15 protein-coding genes are annotated in these 19,782 nt (G+C 63.5%); 13 read left to right on the top strand and 2 right to left on the bottom strand.

What is annotated here, in order from left to right:
• Nucleotides 1–80 precede the first annotated feature (80 nt).
• Nucleotides 81–1,274, bottom strand: a complete 1,194-nt coding sequence (locus BG57_RS18315) for a M20 aminoacylase family protein (RefSeq protein WP_035966896.1) — start codon at nt 1,272–1,274, stop codon at nt 81–83.
• 160 nt (nt 1,275–1,434) lie between these two features.
• On the opposite strand from BG57_RS18315, the gene BG57_RS18310 reads away from it, so the two are divergent.
• Together BG57_RS18310 and BG57_RS18305 are read left to right on the top strand one after the other, a co-directional pair.
• Nucleotides 1,435–3,516: a molybdopterin-containing oxidoreductase family protein gene (locus BG57_RS18310; protein WP_035966895.1), complete on the top strand. Its 2,082-nt coding sequence runs from the start codon at nt 1,435–1,437 to the stop codon at nt 3,514–3,516.
• 128 nt (nt 3,517–3,644) lie between these two features.
• On the top strand, nt 3,645–5,318 hold the full coding sequence (locus BG57_RS18305; RefSeq protein ID WP_035966894.1) for a long-chain fatty acid--CoA ligase: 1,674 nt from the start codon (nt 3,645–3,647) through the stop codon (nt 5,316–5,318).
• A gap of 142 nt (nt 5,319–5,460) precedes the next feature.
• On the opposite strand, the gene BG57_RS18300 is transcribed toward BG57_RS18305, so the two are convergent.
• The gene (locus BG57_RS18300) at nt 5,461–6,624 is read right to left on the bottom strand and encodes a porin (RefSeq protein WP_035966893.1); all 1,164 of its coding nucleotides are present in this window, start codon (nt 6,622–6,624) and stop codon (nt 5,461–5,463) included.
• A 354-nt stretch (nt 6,625–6,978) separates the two neighbouring features.
• Here BG57_RS18300 and coq7 point away from each other — a divergent pair, with 354 nt between their 5' ends.
• The 11 genes from coq7 to murG all read left to right on the top strand — a co-directional run bounded on the left by coq7 (nt 6,979) and on the right by murG (nt 19,779).
• Nucleotides 6,979–7,632 (top strand): 2-polyprenyl-3-methyl-6-methoxy-1,4-benzoquinone monooxygenase, encoded by a 654-nt coding sequence (gene coq7, locus BG57_RS18295; RefSeq protein WP_035966918.1) that lies wholly within the window; start codon nt 6,979–6,981, stop codon nt 7,630–7,632.
• Between the two features lie 427 nt (nt 7,633–8,059).
• Entirely contained in the window at nt 8,060–8,488 is a 429-nt protein-coding gene (gene mraZ, locus BG57_RS18290; RefSeq protein ID WP_035966891.1) for a division/cell wall cluster transcriptional repressor MraZ, read from the top strand.
• Between the two features lie 16 nt (nt 8,489–8,504).
• A complete protein-coding gene (gene rsmH, locus BG57_RS18285; protein ID WP_035966889.1) occupies nt 8,505–9,458 on the top strand; it encodes a 16S rRNA (cytosine(1402)-N(4))-methyltransferase RsmH in 954 nt (317 codons plus the stop codon).
• Entirely contained in the window at nt 9,455–9,799 is a 345-nt protein-coding gene (gene ftsL, locus BG57_RS18280) for a cell division protein FtsL (protein ID WP_035966882.1), read from the top strand. Before rsmH ends, ftsL begins: the two co-directional genes overlap by 4 nt.
• Nucleotides 9,796–11,649 carry a peptidoglycan D,D-transpeptidase FtsI family protein gene (locus BG57_RS18275; protein WP_035966880.1) on the top strand — a complete coding sequence of 618 codons (1,854 nt, stop codon included), beginning with the start codon at nt 9,796–9,798 and terminating at the stop codon, nt 11,647–11,649. Before ftsL ends, BG57_RS18275 begins: the two co-directional genes overlap by 4 nt.
• Nucleotides 11,646–13,184 (top strand): UDP-N-acetylmuramoyl-L-alanyl-D-glutamate--2,6-diaminopimelate ligase, encoded by a 1,539-nt coding sequence (locus BG57_RS18270; protein ID WP_035966879.1) that lies wholly within the window; start codon nt 11,646–11,648, stop codon nt 13,182–13,184. Before BG57_RS18275 ends, BG57_RS18270 begins: the two co-directional genes overlap by 4 nt.
• On the top strand, nt 13,181–14,611 hold the full coding sequence (locus BG57_RS18265; RefSeq protein ID WP_035966877.1) for a UDP-N-acetylmuramoyl-tripeptide--D-alanyl-D-alanine ligase: 1,431 nt from the start codon (nt 13,181–13,183) through the stop codon (nt 14,609–14,611). Before BG57_RS18270 ends, BG57_RS18265 begins: the two co-directional genes overlap by 4 nt.
• 23 nt (nt 14,612–14,634) lie before the next feature.
• Nucleotides 14,635–15,804: a phospho-N-acetylmuramoyl-pentapeptide-transferase gene (gene mraY, locus BG57_RS18260; protein WP_035966875.1), complete on the top strand. Its 1,170-nt coding sequence runs from the start codon at nt 14,635–14,637 to the stop codon at nt 15,802–15,804.
• A 53-nt stretch (nt 15,805–15,857) separates the two neighbouring features.
• Nucleotides 15,858–17,369: a UDP-N-acetylmuramoyl-L-alanine--D-glutamate ligase gene (murD, locus tag BG57_RS18255; RefSeq protein WP_035966873.1), complete on the top strand. Its 1,512-nt coding sequence runs from the start codon at nt 15,858–15,860 to the stop codon at nt 17,367–17,369.
• Entirely contained in the window at nt 17,366–18,664 is a 1,299-nt protein-coding gene (gene ftsW / locus BG57_RS18250; RefSeq protein ID WP_035966871.1) for a putative lipid II flippase FtsW, read from the top strand. The genes murD and ftsW overlap by 4 nt, the downstream gene beginning before the upstream one ends.
• The gene (murG, locus tag BG57_RS18245) at nt 18,661–19,779 is read left to right on the top strand and encodes an undecaprenyldiphospho-muramoylpentapeptide beta-N-acetylglucosaminyltransferase (RefSeq protein WP_035966869.1); all 1,119 of its coding nucleotides are present in this window, start codon (nt 18,661–18,663) and stop codon (nt 19,777–19,779) included. The genes ftsW and murG overlap by 4 nt, the downstream gene beginning before the upstream one ends.
• The last annotated feature ends 3 nt before the right edge of the window (nt 19,780–19,782 follow it).

Genomic DNA, 19,782 nt, shown 5'->3' with positions numbered 1-19,782 from the left:
ACCCCGCAAAGGTGGGGTTTTTGCGTTGGGGGCGCGCTTACGCGCGCAGGCGTCCCGATGAAGTACGCCCGCCGCAGCAATCACTTCTCGGCCAAGAACCGCTCAACCAATCGTACCCAGTACGACGACCCCACTGTCAACAACGCGTCGTTGAAGTCGTAGCTGGCGTTGTGCAGCATGCACGGCCCCGCGCCGTGTCCATGATCGCGATGCCCGCCATCGCCGTTTCCAAGAAACGCATAGCATCCGGGTTTCTCGAGCAGCATGAACGAGAAGTCTTCGGCGCCCATCGTCGGCTCGACCGAGCTGTCGACCTTGTCCGCGCCCACTACCTCCGCCATCACGCGCGCCGCAAACATCGCCTGTTCGGCGTCATTGATGGTCGGCGGGTAATTCCGGTGAAATCGCACCTCTGCCTCGCAGTCGTACGCAGAAGCCGTCGCCTCCACGATCTTGCGCATCCGCGCTTCGATGAGATCGAGCGTCTCCACAGTGAACGTCCGCACCGTGCCGCCGAGCCATGCGCGGTCGGGCACGACGTTCGCCGCTTCTCCCGCATGGATCTGCGTGATGGACAGCACTGCCGTGTCCAGCGGCTTCTTGTTACGTGTGATGATGCTTTGCAATGCGTTCGCGATCTGAACCGCCGTGAACACCGGATCGCGACCGTTGTGCGGAAGCGCCGCGTGCGAGCCGGTCCCGTTTATCGTGATGCGAAACTCGTTGCTCGAGGCCATGATCGGTCCTTCGGTAACGCCGAAGTGTCCGGTCTCGATGCCTGGCCAATTGTGGATCCCAAACACGGCATCAACGGGGAAGCGGGTGAAGAGTCCATCGTCGATCATGGCTTTTGCGCCCGCACCGCCTTCCTCTGCTGGCTGGAAGATGAACACGACCGTCCCGTCGAACTTTCCGTGTTGGGCGAGGTACTTGGCGGCGCCGAGCAGCATCGCCGTGTGGCCGTCGTGGCCGCACGCGTGCATTCGGCCGGCGTGTGTGGATCGATGTTCGAACGTGTTCACTTCCTGGATCGGCAGCGCGTCCATGTCGGCGCGCAGTCCGATGGATGCGCCGCTCGTTCCGCGCTTCAAAACGCCGACGACGCCAGTCTTGCCCACTCCGCGATGCACGGTAACGCCCCACCGTTCGAGGTTTTCGGCCACGAGCCTTGCAGTGCCGACCTCTTCGTAACGCAACTCGGGATGAGCGTGGATCGTTCGTCGAAGGGCCTTGATTTCATCGTGTGATGCTTCGATTTCAGGGATCGAACTCATTTGTACCGCTCTCTCGTTGATATTCGGATCGCGCGGATTGACACGCGGCATAACTCATTCTACGCCGCCACTATTTGCTGGATCGGACAGTCTGTCGCATAGCCGGCGTAATAGAATTCGGTCATCTGCCGCCAATTTTCCCGACTGACCGGACTTTTCGATGAACGCTCCAGCCGAGTTCGCACGAGCCGTATGCCCGCACGATTGCCCCGATACCTGCGCGATGCGCGTGACCGTGCAAGACGGCAAGGCAATAAAAGTCAGCGGAGATCCCGATCACCCGCCGACGCAAGGCGTTCTTTGCACGAAGGTCACGCGCTACGCCGAGCGCACGCATCACAAGGACCGTCTTCTGACACCGTTGCGCCGCGTCGGACCGAAAGGAAGCGGGCAATTCGAGCCGATCAGTTGGGAGGAAGGATTGCGCATCGCCGCTGACCGGCTTCAGCCGATTGCGCGTCGCGCGCCCGAAGCGATTCTGCCGTACAGCTACGCGGGCACCATGGGCCTCGTTCAGGGCGAAAGCATTGCTGCGCGGTTCTTCAACGTGCTTGGCGCATCGCGCCTGGACCGCACGATTTGCGCCGCCGCCGGTGCGGCCGGCCTCCGCTATACCTATGGCGCGAGCGTCGGCATGCACGTCGATTTCTTCGAGGAAAGCGAGCTGATTCTGATCTGGGGCGCGAATCCGATCGCATCGAGCCTGCATTTCTGGACGCGCGCGCAGGAGGCAAAGCGGCGGGGCGCCAAACTGATCGCGATCGATCCGTATAAGTCGCTGACCGCCGAGAAGTGCCATCAGCACATCGCCTTGCGGCCGGGCACCGACGCCGCGCTCGCGCTGGGCATGATGCACGTGCTCATCCGCGAGGGCTTCGTCGATCGCGATTATGTCGATGCCCACACGCTGGGTTTCGACGAGCTCGCCAAGCGCGCGTCGCTGTATCCGCCGTCGCGCGCCGCAGCGATATGCGGCATCGACGAGCAAGTGATCGTCGACCTTGCGCGCGCTTTCGGTTCGACGAAGAAAGCCGCGATCCGCCTCAATTACGGCATGCAGCGCGTGCGCGGCGGTGGCAACGCAGTGCGGGCGATTGCTTGCCTGCCGTCGCTGACCGGCGCGTGGCGCGAGCGATCGGGCGGGCTGCTGCTGTCGTCGTCCGGATGGGCGCCGACACATGCCGCCGCGCTCCAGCGGCCAGATCTGCTGCCGGGAGGTCTGGCGAAGCCGCCGCGCATCGTGAACATGAACGCCATCGGCGATGCCTTGCTGCATCCGGGCGACGCGAGCTTCGGCCCGCGAATCGAAGCGCTGATCGTGTACAACTCGAATCCTGTTGCGGTCGCGCCGGATTCCGCGAAAGTCGCGGCGGGATTCGCGCGCGACGATCTGTTCACCATCGTGCTCGAGCACTTCCAGACCGATACCGCTGATTACGCCGATCTCATCTTTCCGGCGACCACGCAGCTTGAGCATCTCGATGTTCACCAGTCCTACGGCCACACGCACGTCATGGCGAACCTGCCGGCCATCGCGCCTGTAGGGGAGTCGCGCCCGAACACCGAGTTCTTCCGCGGGCTCGCGCGTGCGATGGAACTGACCGAACCGGCGCTATTCGAAACCGACGAACAGATCGCATCGAAGGCTTTCCGCTGGGACCATCCCACGCTGAAAGACCAGAATTGGGACGCGCTCAAGGCGTCCGGCTGGCTCAAGCTCGACCTGCCCGATGCGCCTTTCGCCGATGGCGGCTTCCGCACGCCCTCGGGCAAGTGCGAGTTCTACAGTCAGCGCCTGAAAGACGAGGGCCATGACCCATTGCCGGATTACATCCCGCCGTATGAATCCGCCGAAGCCGCGCCCGAACTGGCCGCCCGCTATCCGCTCGCGATGATCTCGCCGCCCGCACGCAACTTCCTGAACAGCAGTTTCGTGAACATCGAGAGTCTGCGTGCGACGGAGCGCGAGCCGCATCTCGATATCCATCCGCTCGACGCGCAAGCGCGCGGCATCGCAGACGGCATACAAGTCCGCATATTCAACGACCGTGGCTCGATGCAGGCGTGCGCGCGTGTGACGGAGCGCGCCCGTCAAGGCGTTGTCGTCGGCTTGTCGATCTGGTGGAAAAAGTTATCCCCCGATGGCTGCAACGCCAATCAGGTAACGAGCCAGGCACTGACCGATCTGGGGGGATCGGCAACGTTCTACGATTGCCTGGTTGAAGTGGAGTCATTGCATTGAGAAGTTTGAAGCACGCGGGTTCATACGAGCCTGGAGCGCGGCGTCTAACCGGATTGTCGGCAGCGATTCGAGCAGCTAGCATCTCGTTTCCGCACGATCATTCTAAAATCAGATAAAGGAGACGCCGCATGGAGAAACTTTGGCTGAAATCGTATCCGGCCGGTGTGCCTGCGGAAATCGACGCGTCGGCGTATCGATCCGTGTCTCAGTTGCTCGAGGACAGTTTCCGCAAGAATCGCGATCGTCGCGCGTTCCTTTGCATGGGACGGGCGATTACCTATCGCGAGCTCGACGACATGTCGAAGAAGCTCGCCGCGTGGTTTCAGGCGAAGGGACTGAAGCCCGGCGCGCGCGTCGCGCTGATGATGCCGAACGTGCTGCAATATCCCGTCGCGATCGCTGCGGTGCTGCGCGCGGGATACATCGTCGTCAACGTCAATCCGCTCTATACGCCGCGAGAACTCGAGCATCAGCTCAGAGATAGCGGCGCGGAAGCCATCGTCATTCTCGAGAACTTCGCTGCGACGCTGCAAGCGGTGATTGCGAATACGGCGATCAAGCATGTGGTGGTTGCGTCGATGGGCGATCTTATGGGCCTGAAGGGGCTCGTGGTCAATTTCGTCGTGCGCCGGATGAAGAAGCTGGTGCCCGAGTGGAGCTTGCCCGGCAGCATCCGCTTTAATCAGGCTCTGGTTGAAGGCGGCAGGCATACGCTCGCGCCCGTGGAACAGAAGCCGGACGACGTCGCGTTCCTTCAATACACGGGCGGCACGACCGGCGTAGCGAAGGGCGCAACGCTCACGCATCGCAACCTGATCGCCAATGTCCTGCAATCCGAAGTGTGGCTGGAGCCGGCGCGCAAGCTACGGCCGGATATCGATCAGTTCGTATGCGTGGCGGCTCTGCCGCTGTATCACATCTTCGCGTTGACGGTGTGCGGCATGCTCACCATCCGTACCGGCGGTCTTGGCGTGCTGATTCCGAATCCGCGCGACGTCGGCGGGATGATCAAGGAATTGAAGGGCGTTCAGATCAACACGTTCCCGGCGGTCAACACGCTCTATAACGCGATGCTGAACCACCCCGATTTCAGCAAGCTCGACTTTTCCAAGCTCATCGCGGCGAACGGCGGCGGCATGGCCGTGCAGGAGGCCGTCGCGAAGCGCTGGTTTGCGGTCACCGGCGTGCCGATCGTCGAGGGCTACGGATTATCGGAGACGTCGCCGTGCGTGACTTGCAATCCAGTGACGGCCACCGAATACACCGGCACGATCGGGCTGCCGTTGCCATCGACGGAAATCTCGATTCGCGACGATGACAACAACGAGGTGCCGCTGGGCGAGGCCGGCGAAATCTGCATTCGCGGACCCCAGGTAATGGCGGGCTACTGGAATCGCCCCGACGAGACCGCCAAAGTGATGACGCCCGATGGCTTCTTCCGCTCCGGCGACGTCGGCGTGTTCGACGAGCGCGGCTACGTGAAAATCGTCGATCGCAAGAAGGACATGATTCTCGTGTCGGGTTTCAACGTCTATCCGAACGAGATCGAAGACGTGGTGGCGATGCTGCCCGGCGTGTTCGAAGTCGCGGCCGTCGGCGTGAAGGACAAGAACTCCGGCGAGGCGGTGAAGCTCTTCATCGTGCGCAAGGACGAGAGCCTGACCGAAGCCGATGTCATCGCGCATTGCCGCGAGCGCCTGACGGGCTACAAGCGGCCACGCATCATCGAGTTCCGCAGCACCTTGCCGAAGAGCAACGTCGGCAAGATCCTGCGACGGGAATTGCGCGACGGCACCGTTTGACAGGTCCGCTAACGTGCGAGGACGAGCCGTCGTATCCGTCGCTGGATACGACGGCTTTTTTGTCCCGACGCGAGGTACGCGCGCGGTAAGAAAAAAGGCGCCCGAAGGCGCCTTTAGTCGATACCGCTTTGTTACGTGCGTCTTAGAACTTGTGGCGGATACCCACGAGCGCAGCAACCTGGTTCGACGTCGACGACGGCGACAGGCCATTGATGTTCGCGACAGCAGCCGTGCGCGTCGAGTCGGTGCCCGAAGCGTGCTGATAGATACCGTCGATGTACACGTCCGTGCGCTTCGACAGGAAGTAGTCCGCGCCCAGCATGCCCTGGTGGTACTTGGCATTGGCCAGACCGTAACCCTTCGTGTAGTCGTAAGCCGCGCCGACCAGCAGCGCCGGGGTCAACTGATACTTGAAGTTGATTTCGGCGTTGTGGAACTTGCCCGAACCGCCCGTGTAGCCAAACTGGTTCAGACCCGTGCCCGGCTCCGTGCCGACATCCTTGAACTGCGTGTTGCTATACGTCGCGCCGACAGTCGCTGCGCCGAACGTATAGGCGCCGCCTGCCGAAATCACTTGCTGCGTGTGAGCCGATGCGAAGCCCGAGTACACGCGGCTGCCGGCCATGTTGGAACCCGTCGTGCTCGAAGCCGGCGTGTTGCCGAAGAACGAGAAGTTCGGATCCTTGACGTTCAGGTAGCCGGCGCCCAATTGCAGCGGACCGCGCGAGTAGCCGAGGCCGACCGACCAGATCTGGTTGCGGTTGAACTGGCCAGCGACGCCGCCCAGGCTGTACAAACCGCCGAACGTGAAGCCGGCGTAGTTCGCGCTCGTGAACTTGATCGCGTTGTTCACGCGATTCGAGTTGTTCATGTTGTCGAGGTCGCCCGGGTGCGCACCGAAGTACGTCGCCCACTGGCTGCCGACTTCGAACGCGCCGGTGAAGTCGACCACGGAGTCGTACTGACGACCCAGCGTGACCGTGCCGAACTGCGCCGTCGACAGACCGACATACGCCTGACGGCCGAACTCGGCGCCGCCCTGGCCCAGACGGCCGTTGAACACGTTGAAGCCGTTTTCCAACACGAACAGTGCCTTCAGACCGCCACCGAGGTCTTCCGTGCCACGCAGGCCCCAACGGCTACCTTGCACGTTGCCGCTGTTCAGCGCGTACTGCTTCTGGCCGGCGCTGTTGTTGCTGTAGAGGAAGCCCGCGTCGATGATGCCGTAAAGCGTCACGCTGCTCTGCGCATGCGCGGCGCCAGCGAAGACGCCCAATGCTGCCAGAGCGAGAAGCGACTTTTTCATTGAATAGATCTCCAAGGATGTTCCTGCAACTGTTTTGGCAAGGTCACTGTTCTAGCGCCAGTGTGTTGACGGTCCCTGCCGGAATACTTCTTTACGAAGTTGACACGTAATGTAGCAAACACGTCCTGATCGGCGGAAGGAAAACGGGGCCGCGTCAGCCGCTCGTGTGACGTTTTTGCAACATGCGCTAAAATCTTGGTTTTTCAGCATTTTCACGAGTCGTGTTTGCCCTAATTACAAAAAATGGCGCTTGCCGAGGGGCATCTTCGCATCGTCGGCCAGAGAGAATAGGGCTTGCTAAGCAAGGGCGATGCGCTGCTGCGAAAGCACGAATACGAACAAAGAGGTGAGAACATGACGCTCGATGAAATCATTAGCGAATTCGATCGAGGCTTGCGTTCCATGGTCGGCGTGAGCCGCATGTCGCGGCCGATTCCCGAATCGAACGTGGCGGGGCTGGTGGAAGGCGACTCGCTCGTTGCAGAGCCGGCGCTCACGGAGAAGGAGAAGGCGCATTCAGCGGGATTGATGCGCGTGAATCACGTGGGCGAAGTCTGCGCGCAGGCGCTGTATCAGGCGCAAAAGCTCGCGACCAATTCTCTGACGCTCAAGGCGAGTTTCGAGCACGCGGCTCGCGAAGAAGAAGACCACCTCGCCTGGACCGCGCAGCGCCTGAAGGATCTCGACTCACGCCCGAGCCTGTTGAACCCGCTCTGGTACGCAGGCGCGCTGGCGATCGGCTTCGCGGCGGGACGCTTCGGCGACCGCGCGAGCCTCGGATTCATGGCCGAGACCGAGCGACAGGTCGAGCAGCATCTTGACGGCCACATGCGCACGCTGCCGGCTGCGGACTATGCTTCGCGGGCGATCGTCGAGCAGATGCGTAACGACGAGAGCGCGCACGCCGCAGCGGCCATCGGCGCGGGCGGAAGCGAAATGCCGTTTCCAGTGCGGGCGTTGATGCGCGCCGCGTCGAAAGTCATGACGCGCACCGCTTACTACATCTGATTCATGCTATATCGATGGCTGTCCGCGTTCGTTCGAACGGCCATCGACCCAAGGCCGCATTCCTCACACGATCCGCCCACGGAAACCGTTACATTTCACGTCTCTCTATCGTCGAATTCAGACTTTACCTTCAGATAGCGCACTAGCTCTCTAATTCCAAACGCTTTTCTTCTCCATCCCCGCTTCAAGTCCTTGCGCTAAGTCCTTGTTCTAGCGAGCAAAACCTTCCTGAAAAAAGCTACCGCGTCTTGACCGAGGAAATACGTTCCTCTAAAGTGGGAGACAGTGTGAGAAAGTGGTTCTTTGTGTGATTCCGAACCCACTTTCGGGCAGTTTTGCGGCGGGAGTGGCGTCATCGAGGGCGTCGTCAGCTTTGCACGGACCAGCGCCAGAGACGGTGAGCCGGTCATAACGGGGAGAAGGGCGAGTGTTCCAAGGGGCGTCGGCGCTGACGCTCGATGCGAAAGGGCGGATGTCGGTTCCGTCTCGCTATCGGGAAGCGCTGCAAGGGCAGGCAGAAGGCCGGGTGACGCTCACGAAGAGCCCGGATGGATGCCTGTTGCTCTTTCCTCGTCCCGAATGGGAAGTCTTTCGCGCCAAGGTTGCCGCGCTTCCGATGGAAGCGATGTGGTGGCGGCGCATCTTTCTCGGTAACGCAATGGATGTCGAACTCGACACCGCCGGGCGCGTGCTGGTCTCGCCCGAGCTTCGTGCTGCCGCGTCGCTCGAAAAGGAAGTGACGCTGCTCGGCATGGGCGCGCACTTCGAATTATGGGATTCACAGACGTACGCCGCGAAGGAAGCCGCGGCGATGGCGCAGGGCATGCCCGACGCGCTAAAGAACTTCACTTTCTGACGCGGCGCTCAACGACATGGCACCTGCGATGGGAAATGAACTGCAGCATCGCACGGTGCTGCTCAATGAAGCAGTAGACGGACTGATCACGCGCGCGGACGGCATCTATATGGATGGCACCTTCGGGCGCGGCGGTCATAGCCGGGCAATTTTGCAACGGCTGGGCGAAGCGGGGCGGCTCATCGCTTTCGACAAAGACCCGCTCGCAATCGCCACGGCGCAACAGATTCAGGATTCGCGTTTCTCGATCGTGCACGACAGCTTTGCGTCGATGCGTGATGCAGCGAGCGAACGCGGAGTGCAAAAGGTGTCGGGCGTGTTGCTGGATCTCGGTGTGTCGTCGCCCCAGGTGGACGATCCCGAACGCGGCTTCAGCTTCCGGGCGGAAGGCCCGCTCGACATGAGAATGGACCCGACTCGCGGCGAGTCGGCGGCCGAGTGGCTCGCGCGGGCCACGGTGCAGGAATTGACGGAGGTGATCAGAGATTATGGGGAAGAACGGTTTGCTTTTCAGATTGCAAAGGCGCTTGTTGCTCGCCGGGCAGAGTCCGACCGTCTTGGGCCTCTCGTCAGCACGCGCGAGCTTGCCGAAATCGTGGGTCACGTCGTCAAGACCCGTGAAAAGGGCAAGGACCCGGCAACTCGCACCTTTCAGGCTATACGGATTCACATCAATCAAGAGCTTGCGGAGCTGCAAGTAGTTCTTGAATCGGCACTAAGTTTGTTGGAGCAAGGGGGGCGGCTGGTCGTGATCAGCTTTCATTCGCTCGAAGACCGGATCGTCAAGCGGTTCATGCAGGCGCAATCGAGCGCGCCGGCGGTGGACCGTCGTTTGCCGATCCGCGCGGTCGATCTGCCGAGTCCGCCGTTGCGGATTGTCGGCCGCGTGTTTCCGAGTGACGCGGAAGTCGCCGAGAACCCGCGCGCACGTTCCGCGGTCATGCGCATCGCGGAGCGCATCGCGCCATGAACCGTCTCAACATCTTCCTGTTGATGATCGTGCTCGGGTGCGCGCTGTCGGTCGTCAGCGCCACGAACAAGCAGCGGCAGGTGTTCATCGAACTGCAGCGGGCGCAATCGCAGGAACGCCAGCTTCAGCAGGATTTCGCACAGTTTCAGTATCAGCAGAGCGCGTTGTCGAAGACTTCGCGCATCGAGCAGTTGGCCACTAACTCACTGAAGATGCAGCCCGTGACGACCGGCCGCACGCAATATCTCACCTACGACCCGGCGACCACCAAGGCCGCCGATGCGCCCATGCCGCCGCCGCTGCCCGCCTCGGCGCCGCCCGCTCGCGGAGCGAAACGATGAAAAAATCCGCGAAACAAAAGGACGTCGCCTACACGCCGAATCCGATCCTCGCCGTGCGCCTGCCGATGTGGCGCTCGAAGCTCGTCGTGTTTCTGCTGTTCATGGCGTTCCTCGCGCTGGCCGCGCGCGCATTCTGGATTCAGGGCCCCGGCAACGCGTTCTTCAAGAAGCAGGGCGAGAGCCGCTATCAGCGCACGCTCGAGCTCCCGGCTACGCGCGGCCAGATCACCGACCGCAATGGCCTCGTGCTTGCCACGAGTCTGCCCGTCAAGGCGATCTGGGCGATTCCCGAAACAGTGCCGAACGACCTCGGCGCGGACAAGCTGGCGGAACTGGCGAAGCTGCTCGACATGACGCAGAAAGACCTGCGCGCGAAGCTGTCGATGGACAAGACCTTCGTCTACGTCAAGCGCCAGGTGCCGCTGGAAGTCGCGCAGAAGGTGGCGGCGCTCGACATTCCCGGCATCTATTCGCGCGGGGAATACAAGCGCTTCTATCCGGAAGGTGAAATCACCGCGCACCTGATCGGCTTTACTAATATTGAAGACAAGGGTCAGGAAGGCGTCGAACTCGGCGATCAGGGCGTGCTCGCCGGAACGCCGGGCATGCGCCGTGTCATCAAGGATCGCATGGGTCATATCGTCGAGGACGTCGACGAGCAAGTCGTGCCGCATAACGGCAAGGATGTCGAACTGTCGATCGACAGCAAGATTCAGTACATCGCGTACACGAACCTGAAGGCGGCCGTCGAGAAGTCGAAGGCGAAGGCGGGCGCGGCAATCGTCATCGATACGAAGACGGGCGAAGTGCTCGCGCTCGTCAACTATCCCACCTACAACCCGAACGACCGCTCGCGCATGACCGGCGAGCAGTTGCGCAACCGCATCCTCACGGACACTTTCGAGCCGGGCTCGATCATGAAGCCGTTCACCGTTTCGCTCGCGCTCGACCTGCATCGCGTGTCGCCGAACACGCTGGTCGAAACGGGTGGCGGCGTGTTCGTGCTCGACGGCGCGCGCATCACGGACGACGCAGGCTTCGGCACGCTCACTGTCGGCGGCGTGATTCAGAAGTCGAGCAATATCGGCGCGACCAAAATTGCGATGCAATTGCGGCCCGAAGAGATGTGGAACATGTACACGGGCCTCGGGCTCGGTCAGGCGCCGAAAGTCGGTTTTCCGGGCGCGGTGACCGGGCGTTTGCGGCCGTGGAAGAGCTGGCGGCGTATCGAGCAGGCGACCATGTCCTACGGCTACGGCTTGTCGGCGTCGCTGTTCCAGCTCGCTCGCGCATATACGGCGATCGCGCACGACGGCTCGGTGCTGCCGGTATCGATCTTCCGCACGCCGGCCGATCAGCCGCCGCTCGGTCAGCAGGTTTTTTCGCCGACCACCGCACGCGAAGTGCGCGCGATGCTCGAAACCGTCGTGTCGAAGAACGGGACGTCGCCGGATGCGGCGGTGCCGGGTTACCGCGTCGGCGGCAAGTCGGGTACGGCCTACAAGCATGCGGGCCGCGGCTACGACCATTCGAAGTACCGCGCGTCGTTCGTCGGCATGGCGCCGATGCCGAATCCGCGCATCGTCGTGGCGGTATCGGTCGACGAGCCGACGGCGGGCAGCCACTTCGGCGGACAGGTGTCGGGGCCGGTGTTTTCGGGCATCGTCGGCGACACCTTGCGTGCGCTGAACGTGCCGCCCGACATGCCGGTCAAGCAAATGGTGGTGTCGGACGAATCCGGTTCTGCGCCGCAATCAGGGACGCAGCCAGCGAATACCAACAACGCGAACACGGCGAAGAAAGTCGCCGTGTCGAGCAACACGAAGAGTCATCCGGGAGTCGTGCGATGAGCGCGGCCCGTCAAAGCAAGATGCAGAAGGACGTTTCGAACGCCGTTAAATGGCTGCGCGCGCATGCGCGGCCGGAGGCGCAGTTGCACGCCGACACGCGCTCGCTGAAAAGCGGCGACGTGTTTTTCGCGTATGCGGTCGATGGCGCGGACAATCGTCCGTACATCGACGCCGCCCTCGGCGCGGGCGCGGCAGCGGCGCTGTACCAGCCGGAAAACTTTGCGGGCAAGCCGGACGCATCGAAGACGCTCGCCGTCCCTGCGTTGAACGAGCTCGCCGGCCCGATCGCTTCCGCGTGGTACGGCGAGCCGACCGCGTCGATGCTGACTGTCGGCGTGACCGGCACGAACGGCAAGACATCGTGCAGCCAGTGGATCGCCACGGCGCTGACCGCGCTCGGCCGCCCGTGCGCAATCGTCGGCACGCTCGGTATCGGCATGCCCGGCAAGCTCGTGAATACCGGTTTCACCACGCCCGACGCGCCGCAACTTCAGCGCAGCCTCGCGCAACTGAAGAGCCAGGGCGCGGAAGCCGTCGCGATGGAAGTGTCGTCGCATGCGCTGCATCAGGGCCGCGTGAACGGCACGGATTTCGACATCGCCATCTTCACGAATCTGACGCAGGACCATCTCGATTATCACGGCACGTTCGAGGCATACGAAGCGGCGAAGGCGCGTCTGTTCGCGTGGCCGTCGCTGAAAACGGCGATCGTCAATCGTGACGATGCCGCCGGCCAGCGCCTGATCGCCTCGCTGCGCGGCAAGGTCCGCACGATTGCCTACGGCGTCGAAATGCCCGCCGATGCCGCCCCGAGCGCCGACGCGATGCTCCTCGCCACGCACGTCCGCGCGACGGCCACCGGCACCGCGTTTCATCTCTCGTCTGATTGGGGCGAAGCCGAAGTCGAAGTCAGCACGCTCGGCACGTTCAACGTCAGCAACCTGCTCGCCGTGCTCGGCGTGCTGCTCGAAGTGGGCGTCCCGTTCGATGCCGCCATCGCGCGCATTGCGAAGCTCGAATCGGTCAACGGGCGCATGGAGCGTCTCGGCGGCCGGCTCCAAAGCGATGAGCCGCTCGTCGTGATCGACTACGCGCACACGCCCGATGCGCTCGACAAAACGCTCGCCGCGCTTCGCCCGATTGCGAATGCGCGCGGCGGCGAGCTCATTTGCATGTTCGGTTGCGGCGGTGACCGTGACGCGACCAAGCGCCCGCTGATGGGCGAGATCGCGGAACGTCTCGCCGATCAGGTCGTCATCACGAGCGACAACCCGCGCAGCGAAGATCCGCTCGCCATCATCGATCAGATCGCCGCCGGCATGAAGGACGCCGCGAAAGCGCGGCGTATCGAAGATCGCGCGAGTGCCATCCTGCAAGCCGTGCGGTCGGCGGCGCGGGAGGATGTCGTCGTGCTGGCCGGCAAAGGGCACGAAGCCACACAGGAAATCATGGGCAAGAAGCGCGCGTTCTCCGATCAGGACCACGCGCGCCTCGCGCTTGCAGCACGCGCGACGCAGCGCGGAGGTTCCGAATGACCATGTTCAGCTTGCGCGAAGCCGCCGCGCTGATTCCCGGCGCGTCGCTCATCGGCGATGAAAGCATTGCGATCGAACGCGTCGTGACGGATAGCCGCGCCATTCAGGCGGGCGATCTTTTCGTCGCGGTGAAGGGCGATCGCTTCGATGCGCATGATTTCCTGGATCAGGTTGCGAAGAGCGGCGCGGCTGCGGCGCTCGTTTCGCGCGAGTTGCGCAATTCGGATGCCTGGCCGCTTCCTGTCATCAAGGTAAAGGACACGCGCGCGGCGCTCGGTGCGTTGGCGCACGGCTGGCGCAAGCGCTACACGATGCCGCTGGTCGCCGTCACGGGCAGCAACGGCAAGACGACGGTCAAGGAAATGATCGCGTCGATCTTCGCGGCGGCTGTCGGCGAACAAGCGCGTCTCGCGACGGCGGGCAACTTCAATAACGACATCGGCTTGCCGCTCACGCTGTTTCGCCTGAGCGCGGCGCACGAGCTGGCGGTGGTCGAGCTGGGCATGAATCATCCGGGCGAAACGGCCGAGCTTGGCAAGATCGCGGCGCCGACCGTCGCGGTCGTCAACAACGCGCAGCGCGAGCATCAGGAATTCATGGCGACGGTCGAAGCGGTCGCGCTCGAACACGCTTCCGTCATCCATGCGCTCGGCGAAACCGGCACGGCCGTGTTTCCCGCCGACGACCATTACGCGAGCATCTGGCGCGTCGCCGCGACCGGCAATCCGATCATGGACTTCGCGCTCACCGGCGACAAATCGATGGCCGCCGTCACCGGGACGGTCAGCGGGACGACGGTGCACGTGCGCTCGCCGCAAGGCGCGATCGACGTGACGCTGGCGGTGCTCGGCGAGCACAACGCGCGCAACGCGCTCGCGGCAACGGCTGCGGCGCTTGCCGCCGGCGTTTCGCTCGACGCGATCAGGCGCGGCCTCGAAGCGTTCCAGCCGGTGAAGGGCCGCTTGCAGGTCAAGCGCGCGCTGATCGGCGCGCTGAACGGCGCGACGGTCATCGACGATACGTACAACTCCAATCCCGATTCCATGCGCGCAGCCATCGACGTGCTCGCCGCGCAGCCATCGCCGCGCGTGCTCGTGATGGGCGACATGGGCGAAGTCGGTGAAGAAGGGCCGGCGTTTCATCGCGAAGTCGGCGCTTACGCGGCGCAACGCGGCATCGATGCGCTCTTCGCGCTCGGCGACGCCAGCCGCGATTCAGTGAACGCATTCAACGCAACGGCATCGAAGCAGACCGGCGCGCATTTCGACGATGTCGGCGCACTGCTCGAAGCACTCGAACAAGCCGGGTTCGGACCTGGCGCAACGTATCTCGCGAAAGGCTCGCGTTTCATGAAGATGGAACGCGTGGTTGACGCCCTCACGAGCCCACAACAACCCGCTTCGGGCGCCGCGCCCGCAGCACACTGACTCACTGAAAGAGAAGGCCCAGCATGCTACTCGCACTCGCGCAATGGCTTCAGAATGACGCCAGCTTCATGCGCGTGTTCACCTACATTACTTTCCGCGCCGTGGGAGCCACGGCGACGGCGTTGTTGATCGGTCTCGTCTGCGGCCCGTGGGTGATCCGCAAACTGACCGCGATGAAAGTCGGCCAGGCCGTGCGCAAGGACGGCCCGCAGACGCACCTCGTCAAGTCCGGCACGCCGACGATGGGCGGCGTGCTCATTCTCATCGGCATTGCGGTGTCCACGCTGCTGTGGGCCGATCTCACGAATCGCTTCGTGTGGATCGTGATGCTCGTCACGTTCGGCTTTGGCGTGATCGGCTGGGTGGACGACTATCGCAAGGTCGTGCACAAGGACCCGCGCGGCATGTCGTCGCGCGAGAAGTATTTCTGGCAATCGGTGATCGGCATTTTCGCCGCGGTCTATCTCGCGTTCAGCGTGTCGGAAGCGAACAACGCGCGCGTGTTCGATCTCTTCATGGCGTGGGTGCGCAGCGGCCTCTCGATGGGCCTGCCCGCACGCGCCGACCTGATGCTGCCCTTCCTCAAGTCGATCACGTATCCGCTCGGCGTGTGGGGCTTCATCGCGATGACGTACTTCGTGATCGTCGGGTCGAGCAACGCAGTCAATCTCACCGATGGCCTCGACGGTCTTGTCATCATGCCGGTCGTGCTCGTGGGCGCGTCGCTCGGCGCGTTTGCCTACGTGATGGGCAGCTCGGTCTATTCGAAGTACCTGCTGTTCCCGCACATTCCCGGCGCGGGCGAACTGCTGATCTTCTGTTCGGCGATGGGCGGCGCGGGCCTCGCGTTCCTCTGGTACAACACGCACCCCGCGCAGGTCTTCATGGGCGATGTCGGCGCGCTCGCGCTCGGCGGCGCGCTCGGGACCATCGCGGTGATCGTGCGTCAGGAAATCGTGCTGTTCATCATGGGCGGCATCTTCGTCGCGGAAACGCTTTCCGTGATGCTGCAAGTCTTCTGGTTCAAGTTCACGAAGCGCCGTTATGGCGAGGGCCGCCGCTTCTTCAAGATGGCGCCGCTGCATCACCACTACGAACTGTCCGGCTGGACGGAAACGCAAGTGGTCGTGCGGTTCTGGATCATCACGTTGATGTTGTGTCTGTTTGGCTTGTCGACGTTGAAGCTGCGTTGATTCCCGGGCACCCGAAGGTTCATCTGTCTCTGGTTTAGATCAAAGGTAAAGCGATGTTTGGCGAGAAGTTTTCCGGTCGGCAAAGTCCGATGGTGCTCGTGCTGGGGCTCGGTGAATCCGGCCTCGCGATGGCGCGTTGGTGCGCCAGGCACGGCTGCCGCCTGCGGATCGCCGACACGCGCGAGAATCCGCCGAACCTGTCCGAGCTCGTCATCCATAACATCGATGCGGACTTCGTCGGCGGCGCGTTCACGACCGAACTGCTCGACGGCGGTATCGAACTCGTCGCCGTGAGCCCGGGTCTGTCGCCGCTCGCGCCGGATCTCGCGCCGCTCGTCGCCGCGGCGAAAGAACGCGGCATCCCCGTATGGGGCGAACTGGAACTCTTCGCGCAGGCGCTCGCGGGACTCGCCGTGAACGGCTATCAGCCGAAGGTGCTCGCGATCACCGGCACGAACGGCAAGACCACGACGACCGCGCTCACCGGTCTTCTGTGCGAGCGCGCGGGCAAGCGCGTTGCAGTGGCGGGCAACATCAGCCCGGCGATGCTCGACAAGCTCGCGGAAGCCATCGATCAAACCGCATTGCCCGATGTGTGGGTGCTCGAGTTGTCGAGCTTCCAGCTTGAAACCGCGCATACCTTCGAGCCGGATGCCGCCGCGGTGCTCAACATCACGCAGGATCATCTCGACTGGCACGGCGGCCTCGATGCCTACGCCGCCGCGAAGGGCCGTATCTTCGGCCCGCGCACCACACGCGTGCTGAATCGCGACGACGCGCGCACGATGGCGCTCGCGGCCAACGTTGCGCCGGGCCGCGTCGTGACCTTCGGCCTCGATGAACCGTCGGCTCTCGGCGACTACGGCTTGCTGCGCGACAACGGCATCGCGTGGCTCGCGCAAGGCATCGATCGCGACGCGGCCACCGAACCGGCGACATCGCGCCGTCGCAAGCAGGAGGCGGCCGCGCCGAACGTCGTCGCCAAGCGCCTCATGCCGTCCGATGCGCTGCGCATTCGTGGCCTGCATAACGCCGCCAACGCGCTCGCCGCGCTGGCGCTCGCGCGCGCCATCGACCTGCCGCTCGCCGCGTTGCTGCACGGCCTGCGTGAGTACCGGGGCGAGCCGCATCGCGTGGAAGTGATCGCTCAGATCGATGGCGTCGATTACGTCGACGACAGCAAGGGCACCAACGTCGGCGCAACGGTCGCCGCGCTCGATGGCCTCGCGCAGCGCGTCGTGCTGATCGCCGGCGGCGATGGCAAGGGCCAGGACTTCTCGCCGCTCGAAGCGCCGGTCGCGCGCTGGGCTCGCGCGGTGATGCTGATCGGCCGTGACGCGCCGCGCATTCGCGAGACGCTCGCATCGACGGGCGTCGCGCTCGAAGATCACGCGACGCTCGAAGCCGCGACGCACGCGGCCGCGCGCATCGCGGAGGCCGGCGACGCCGTGTTGCTCTCGCCCGCCTGCGCGAGCCTCGACATGTTCAGGAACTATGCACACCGCGCCGACGTGTTTCGCGGCGCGGTCGAAGAAATCGCCGCAGCGCGGGGAGTGATGCTATGAGCTGGTCGGAACGCTTCGGATCGAAACTGACCGGCCAGCGCAACGCGGTGGCGAACGACTCGCTCGCCGGAGTTTCAGGCGCGAGCGCGCGTGTCCGCCGCACGGAGAGCGCAGACGGCATTTCGAGCGCGGTCAACGGCGTGCGTCCCGCGCGCTCGCGCATGCTCGACTACGATTATTCGCTGCTGTGGGTGATGATCGCGCTGCTCGGTCTCGGCATCGTGATGGTGTATTCGGCGTCGATCGCCATGCCCGATTCGCCGAAGTACGCGCAATACCGCGACTATCACTTCCTCGTGCGTCACCTCGTGTCGGTCACGACGGCGCTCGTCGGCGCGGTCATCGCCTTCAAGATTCCGGTGAAGACGTGGGAGAAGTACGCGCCGAAGCTGTTTCTGCTCGCGCTCGTGCTATTGATCATCGTGCTGATTCCGCACATCGGCAAGGGCGTGAACGGCGCGCGCCGCTGGATTCCGCTCGGCATTTCGAACATGCAGCCGTCGGAGATCATGAAGCTCGCGGTCACGATTTACGCCGCGAACTACACGGTCCGCAAGCAGGAGTTCATGCATAGCTTCGGCAAGGGATTTCTGCCGATGGCCGTCGCGGTCGGCGCGGTCGGCGCGCTGCTGCTGCTCGAACCGGACATGGGCGCGTTCATGGTGATCGCCGCGATCGCAATGGGCGTGCTGTTTCTCGGCGGCGTGAACGGCAAGCTGTTCGGCGGCCTCGTGCTGACGGCGGTGGGCACGTTCGCGATGCTCGTGTGGCTCTCGCCGTGGCGTCGCGAGCGGATCTTCGCGTATCTCGATCCGTGGGACGACCGTTACGCGCAAGGCAAGGCGTATCAACTGACGCACTCGCTCATCGCATTCGGGCGTGGCGAATGGTTCGGCGTCGGACTGGGCGGCAGTGTCGAGAAGCTCAACTATCTGCCCGAAGCGCATACCGACTTCATCCTCGCGGTGATCGGCGAAGAACTGGGCTTCGTCGGCGTCATCTGCGTCATTCTGCTGTTCTACTGGATCGTGCGCCGCGCGTTCGAAATCGGCCGTCAGGCGCTCGCGCTCGACCGCACGTTCGCGGGGCTGATGGCCAAGGGCGTCGGCATCTGGTTCGGCGCGCAGACCTTCATCAACATGGGCGTGAACCTAGGCCTCTTGCCGACCAAAGGTCTCACGCTGCCGCTCGTTTCCTACGGCGGCTCGGGCATCTTGCTGAACTGCGTCGCGCTGGCGGTACTGCTGCGCGTCGACTATGAGAATCGCGTCCTGATGCGCGGAGGAAAGGTATGACCGCGCAGAACAACCGCACGCTGATGGTCATGGCCGGCGGCACCGGCGGCCACGTGTTTCCGGGGCTGGCCGTCGCGCACTGGATGCAGGCGCGCGGATGGCGCGTCGTGTGGCTCGGCAACGCGAGCGGCATGGAAGCGACGCTCGTCCCGAAGCACGGCATTCCGATGGAAGCCGTGCGCTTCGGCGGTGTGCGGGGCAAGGGCATCAAGACCAAGCTGATGCTGCCCGTGAACCTGCTGCGCGCGTGTTCGCAAAGTCTGCGCGTGCTGCGCCAGGTCAGGCCGGACGTCGTGCTCGGCATGGGCGGCTACATCACGTTCCCGGCGGGCGTCATGACCAAGCTCGCGGGCTGTCCGCTCGTGCTGCACGAACAGAATTCGATCGCGGGCCTCGCAAACAAGGTACTCGCGCATCTTGCGAAGCGGGTGCTCGTCGCGTTCCCCGATGCGTTGCCGAATGCCGAATGGACCGGCAATCCGATTCGTGCGGAACTTAACGAGACATTGCCGCCCAAAGAACGCTACGCCGCTCGCTCGGGAAAGCTGAACGTGCTCGTGGTCGGCGGAAGTCTTGGCGCTGCCGCGCTGAACGAAACGGTGCCGAAAGCGCTTGCGTTGCTTCCCGCCGATGTTCGTCCGCGCATCGTGCATCAGGCGGGCGCAAAGCACATCGAAGCATTGGAAGCGAACTACGCGGCGGCGGGTTTGGCGCGCGGTGAGGACTTGCAACTGGTGCCGTTCATCGAGGACATGGCAAGTGCTTACGCATCCGCCGATCTCGTGATCTGCCGCTCGGGCGCGATGACGGTTTCGGAAATCGCGGCGGTCGGCGTGGCCGCGCTTTTCGTGCCGTTCCCGTTCGCCGTCGACGATCACCAGACGACCAACGGCGCGTTCCTCGCCAGGAACGGCGCTGCTGAATTGATACAACAACGCGATTTGTCGGCGGAAAAGCTCGCCGGCTGGTTGCGTGCGCAGTCGCGGGAGACGCTCGCCGAAATGGCCGTGCGCTCGCGCGCGCTGGCGAAGCCGGACGCGACCGAACGGGTCGCGAGCATCTGCGCCGACGTGGCCGGCGCGCGTCTGAACGCGCAAGCTCGGGAGGCACATTAAGAC

The organism is Caballeronia grimmiae, from assembly GCF_000698555.1.
In the GTDB taxonomy this organism is placed as follows: domain Bacteria; phylum Pseudomonadota; class Gammaproteobacteria; order Burkholderiales; family Burkholderiaceae; genus Caballeronia; species Caballeronia grimmiae.
Note: the sequence above shows the minus strand (reverse complement) of the source record. Positions and strands in the feature narration are given on the sequence as shown.

What these genes read in the sequence shown, in the direction of transcription:
- BG57_RS18270 (WP_035966879.1), top strand. Translation starts at nt 11,646, where the DNA reads ATGAGCGCGGCCCGTCAAAGCAAGATGCAGAAGGACGTTTCGAACGCC.
- ftsW (WP_035966871.1), top strand. Translation starts at nt 17,366, where the DNA reads ATGAGCTGGTCGGAACGCTTCGGATCGAAACTGACCGGCCAGCGCAAC.
- rsmH (WP_035966889.1), top strand. Translation starts at nt 8,505, where the DNA reads ATGGCACCTGCGATGGGAAATGAACTGCAGCATCGCACGGTGCTGCTC.
- BG57_RS18305 (WP_035966894.1), top strand. Translation starts at nt 3,645, where the DNA reads ATGGAGAAACTTTGGCTGAAATCGTATCCGGCCGGTGTGCCTGCGGAA.
- mraY (WP_035966875.1), top strand. Translation starts at nt 14,635, where the DNA reads ATGCTACTCGCACTCGCGCAATGGCTTCAGAATGACGCCAGCTTCATG.
- ftsL (WP_035966882.1), top strand. Translation starts at nt 9,455, where the DNA reads ATGAACCGTCTCAACATCTTCCTGTTGATGATCGTGCTCGGGTGCGCG.
- BG57_RS18315 (WP_035966896.1), bottom strand. Translation starts at nt 1,274, where the DNA reads ATGAGTTCGATCCCTGAAATCGAAGCATCACACGATGAAATCAAGGCC.
- BG57_RS18310 (WP_035966895.1), top strand. Translation starts at nt 1,435, where the DNA reads ATGAACGCTCCAGCCGAGTTCGCACGAGCCGTATGCCCGCACGATTGC.
- murG (WP_035966869.1), top strand. Translation starts at nt 18,661, where the DNA reads ATGACCGCGCAGAACAACCGCACGCTGATGGTCATGGCCGGCGGCACC.
- BG57_RS18275 (WP_035966880.1), top strand. Translation starts at nt 9,796, where the DNA reads ATGAAAAAATCCGCGAAACAAAAGGACGTCGCCTACACGCCGAATCCG.
- BG57_RS18265 (WP_035966877.1), top strand. Translation starts at nt 13,181, where the DNA reads ATGACCATGTTCAGCTTGCGCGAAGCCGCCGCGCTGATTCCCGGCGCG.
- coq7 (WP_035966918.1), top strand. Translation starts at nt 6,979, where the DNA reads ATGACGCTCGATGAAATCATTAGCGAATTCGATCGAGGCTTGCGTTCC.
- BG57_RS18300 (WP_035966893.1), bottom strand. Translation starts at nt 6,624, where the DNA reads ATGAAAAAGTCGCTTCTCGCTCTGGCAGCATTGGGCGTCTTCGCTGGC.
- murD (WP_035966873.1), top strand. Translation starts at nt 15,858, where the DNA reads ATGTTTGGCGAGAAGTTTTCCGGTCGGCAAAGTCCGATGGTGCTCGTG.